The 4239-nt window shown below is 62.6% G+C and carries 4 protein-coding genes and 1 pseudogene; 4 read left to right on the top strand and 1 reads right to left on the bottom strand.

The window, feature by feature from the left end; genetic code table 11:
- Window positions 1-221: pseudogene (locus MOV75_RS29070) on the top strand (primosomal protein N'); the annotation flags it as partial.
- Window positions 222-603: 382 nt separating this feature from the next.
- Here the strand turns inward: MOV75_RS29070 and MOV75_RS29065 are convergent.
- A complete protein-coding gene (locus tag MOV75_RS29065; RefSeq protein WP_246930703.1) occupies window positions 604-1110 on the bottom strand; it encodes a septal ring lytic transglycosylase RlpA family protein in 507 nt (168 codons plus the stop codon).
- Between the two features lie 675 nt (window positions 1111-1785).
- On the opposite strand from MOV75_RS29065, the gene MOV75_RS29060 reads away from it, so the two are divergent.
- The 3 genes from MOV75_RS29060 to MOV75_RS29050 all read left to right on the top strand — a co-directional run.
- Window positions 1786-2346: a F0F1 ATP synthase subunit delta gene (locus tag MOV75_RS29060; RefSeq protein WP_246930705.1), complete on the top strand. Its 561-nt coding sequence runs from the start codon at window positions 1786-1788 to the stop codon at window positions 2344-2346.
- Window positions 2346-3875: a F0F1 ATP synthase subunit alpha gene (gene atpA / locus MOV75_RS29055; RefSeq protein WP_246930707.1), complete on the top strand. Its 1530-nt coding sequence runs from the start codon at window positions 2346-2348 to the stop codon at window positions 3873-3875. Before MOV75_RS29060 ends, atpA begins: the two co-directional genes overlap by 1 nt.
- Before the next feature lie 172 nt (window positions 3876-4047).
- Window positions 4048-4239: F0F1 ATP synthase subunit gamma (locus MOV75_RS29050; RefSeq protein WP_247007049.1), on the top strand; the 192-nt coding region annotated here is incomplete at its 3' end.

The raw sequence follows: 4239 nt of genomic DNA, 5'->3' as shown, positions 1-4239 counted from the left end.
GTCTCGTCGCGCTCGCGCCGCGCGATGAGCGCGTCGTGGTGCTCGGGCCGGCGGAGGCGCCGCTCGCCGTCATCAAGGGCCGCTATCGCTTCCGCATCCTGGTGAAATCGGCGCGCGGCTTCGATCTGTCGGACTATCTGCGCAATTGGCTCGCGGTCTGCCCGAAGCCGACGGGCAACCAGAAGCTCGAAGTCGACGTCGATCCGCAGAGTTTTTTGTAGCCCCCGCTCTCTCCACGTCATTGCGAGGAGCCCTTGCGACGAAGCAATCCGGGGTCCTTCCGCGGAAACAGTCTGGATTGCTTCGCTGCGCTCGCAATGACGCTGTGGGAGCAGTGCCTCTCTCTGTCCGTGGTGCCCCGGACGCAGCGCAGCGCTCCTTCAGCGGTGCGCTGCAGAGCCGGGGCCCATGTGGCCCAGGAGTCCGCCGCCTGGGTCCCGGCTCTGCGCCGCAACGCTCACGCGTTGCAGCTTGTCCGGGACACGCAGAAAGGCGCGATGACAGAACGTAAAAAAGCCCGCGGTCCCCCAAGACCGCGGGCTTGTTTCAGGCGCGCATCAAACTGATGAAAACTGCGCGCGTGGTGTGGGGCGCCAGCGCGCCTTAGGAGACGACTTCCGCGGTGACGCGGCCGACGCCGCGACCTGTGAGGCCGATGGCGCGGGCAGCACCCGTGGAGAGGTCGAGCACACGGCCGCGAATGAACGGGCCGCGGTCATTGATGGTGACGACGACGCTCTGGCTGCCATGTGTGACGCGCAGCTTGGTGCCGAACGGCAGCGAACGGTGCGCCGCGGTCATGGCGTTCTGGTTGAAGCGCTGGCCCGAGGCAGTCTTGCTGCCGGACTCGTTGCCGTAAAAGGACGCGACGCCGGAGAAGCTGCGGCCGGCGCCGGAGGTCGGCGTCATCGACGCATTGGCGTTGCGCCAATCGGAGGTCGCGTTGGTCTCGGCCTGGGCGGCGTGGTGGCGGTGATGATGGTGATGCCGGTGATGGCGAGATTTGGCGGAAGCTTCGGTGGCGGTTCCACCGATGAGGAGAGTTGCGGCAACGAAAGCAATCGCGGTGCGCGGCCGGGTCACAAAGCCCAGCGTCTTCAAAGACAGCATTTATTGGTCCCTAAGCTAGTATTGCCACATGTGTGGCTAGTGGAGCCCCCATCAGTTTGTGAGCGGGTTGGCGTTTCGATTCCTAATGAGGCGTGAATTGGGCAGTAAATCCATTCTGTGTCGTCATGAAATATCTTGTTACCGCTATCGGATATTCAGCCGATGTTCCGTAATCTTCGGCTTTAACGATTTGTTAATCTATTTATTACATGCGAATACTGTAAAACGAAGTCAAAGCCTTGAGCGTTTAGAATTGGGTAAGTATTCGGCGAGTGGACTGAGGAGGCCAAAATCACGCCTCAGCGATCCGTGTTCATGGCCGCTATGCGCTGAGGGCAGGAACCAACGCGGGGAGTTCGCGCCGAAGGCTCGCGACAATACCGTGATGGGGCGGATCGCTCCCGACGTCCTTGTTGATCGGGCCCTTGCACCAGCTGGTGATCGATGCATCCGGCGTGCGACGAACTGGCGACAGAACCTCGTGCCTTTAATTTGGCGTCATGTTGCACCTGCGCGCCTGCTATGTTAGCAAAGCCGCGATTTTAACGAGCCCGGCACGTCCTGTGCCGGTCGGAAATCGAAGTCCCGCTTGAATTCCAAGGGCTTGGATCGCTTGGCGCCGCTTCGTGGCGACGGTTTTTCCCTTGCGAGTTTGACAGCAAAAAGAGCGCGTCTGTGGCTGCAGAAGATACGTCCGTTTCAGGTGTGTCCGGCCGTTATGCAACGGCCTTGTTTGAACTGGCCCGCGACCAGAACGTGGTCGACGAGGTCAAAGCCGATCTCGAGAAATTCGAGGCCATGCTGAACGAGAGCGCCGATCTGAAGCGCCTCGTCCGCAGCCCGGTTTTCGCGGCCGATGCCCAGTCCAAGGCCCTTTCGGCCGTGCTGGCCAAGGCCGGCATCGCCGGCATCTCCGCCAATTTCCTCAAAGTCCTGACCGCCAATCGCCGCCTGTTCGTGGTGGCTGACGTCATCCGCGCCTACCGCGCCCTGGTCGCCAGGTTCAAGGGCGAGGTGACGGCCGACGTCACCGTGGCGGAAACGCTTTCGGACAAGAATCTCGACGCCCTCAAGGTTGCCCTGAAGTCGGTGACCGGCAAGGACGTCGCGCTGAACGTGAAAGTCGATCCCTCGATCATCGGTGGCCTCGTCGTCAAGCTGGGCAGCCGCATGATTGATAGTTCGCTTCGCACCAAACTCAATTCGATCAAGCACGCGATGAAAGAGGCAGGCTGATGGACATCCGCGCCGCGGAAATTTCCGCGATCCTCAAGGACCAGATCAAGAATTTCGGCCAGGAAGCTGAAGTCTCCGAAGTCGGACAGGTGCTGTCCGTCGGCGACGGTATCGCTCGCGTCTATGGTCTGGACAACGTCCAGGCCGGCGAAATGGTCGAGTTCGAGAACGGCACCCGCGGCATGGCGCTGAACCTCGAAACCGACAATGTCGGCGTCGTTATTTTCGGCGGCGACCGTGAGATCAAGGAAGGCCAGACCGTCAAGCGCACCCGCGCCATCGTGGACGCGCCGGTCGGCAAGGGCCTGCTCGGCCGCGTCGTCGACGGGCTCGGTAACCCGATCGACGGCAAGGGCCCGATCCAGGCCGACAAGCGCATGCGCGTCGACGTCAAGGCGCCCGGCATCATTCCGCGCAAGTCGGTCAGCGAGCCGATGGCGACCGGACTCAAGTCCATCGATGCCCTGATCCCGGTCGGCCGCGGCCAGCGCGAGCTGATCATCGGCGACCGTCAGACCGGCAAGACCGCGATCGCGCTCGACACCATCCTGAACCAGAAGCCGCTCAACGCGCAGCCGGACGAGAACATCAAGCTGTATTGCGTCTATGTCGCGATCGGCCAGAAGCGTTCGACCGTTGCCCAGTTCGTCAAGGTGCTCGAAGAGCAGGGCGCGCTGGAATATTCCATCATCGTCGCCGCCACCGCGTCCGACCCGGCGCCGATGCAGTACATCGCGCCGTTCACCGGCTGCACCATTGGCGAGTATTTCCGCGACAACGGCATGCACGCCGTCATCATCTATGACGATCTGTCCAAGCAGGCCGTCGCCTATCGCCAGATGTCGCTGCTGCTGCGCCGTCCGCCGGGCCGCGAAGCTTATCCCGGCGACGTGTTCTATCTGCATTCCCGTCTGCTCGAGCGCGCGGCGAAGCTCAGCAAGGACCACGGTTCGGGCTCGCTCACGGCGCTGCCGGTGATCGAAACCCAGGCCAACGACGTGTCGGCCTACATTCCGACCAACGTCATTTCGATTACCGACGGTCAGATCTTCCTGGAAACCGACCTGTTCTTCCAGGGTATCCGTCCGGCGGTGAACGTCGGTCTGTCGGTGTCGCGCGTCGGCTCGTCGGCGCAGACCAAGGCGATGAAGAAGGTCGCCGGCAAGATCAAGGGTGAGCTCGCGCAGTACCGCGAAATGGCGGCGTTCGCGCAGTTCGGCTCCGACCTCGACGCCTCGACGCAGCGCCTGCTCAACCGCGGCTCGCGCCTCACCGAGCTCCTGAAGCAGCCGCAGTTCTCGCCGCTGAAGATGGAAGAGCAAGTCTGCGTAATCTGGGCCGGCACCAACGGCTATCTCGATCCGCTCCCGGTCAACAAGGTGCGTGCGTTCGAGGACGGTCTGCTCTCGCTGCTGCGCGGCAAGCACGTCGAGATCCTCAATTCGATCCGCGACACCCGCGACCTCACCGACGACACCGCTGCCAAGCTGAAGTCGGTTGTCGAAGGTTTTGCGAAGAGCTTCGCGTAAATAGGCCGTCGTGGCCGGGCTAAAGCGCGAAGCGCGTCTTCGCAATTGAAATCCCGGCCGTCCACGCACCACCGCGTGGAGACGAAGACGTGGATGCCCGGGACGAGCCCGGGCATGACGACAAGACAGGGTCGCGGTCCAGCCACAGGCTGATCGCCGGGGTGAACGAAGAATGGCGTCACTTAAAGACATGCGCGTGCGCATCGCCTCCACCAAGGCGACGCAAAAGATCACCAAGGCCATGCAGATGGTCGCTGCGTCCAGGTTGCGCCGCGCCCAGCAGGCGGCCGAGGCTGCACGTCCCTACGCCGACAAGATGAGCGCGGTGATCTCCAACATCGCCAGCGCTGCCGCGGGTTCGCCC

It is taken from the genome of Bradyrhizobium sp. PRIMUS42 (assembly GCF_023006515.1).
In the GTDB taxonomy this organism is placed as follows: domain Bacteria; phylum Pseudomonadota; class Alphaproteobacteria; order Rhizobiales; family Xanthobacteraceae; genus Bradyrhizobium.
Note: the sequence above shows the minus strand (reverse complement) of the source record. Positions and strands in the feature narration are given on the sequence as shown.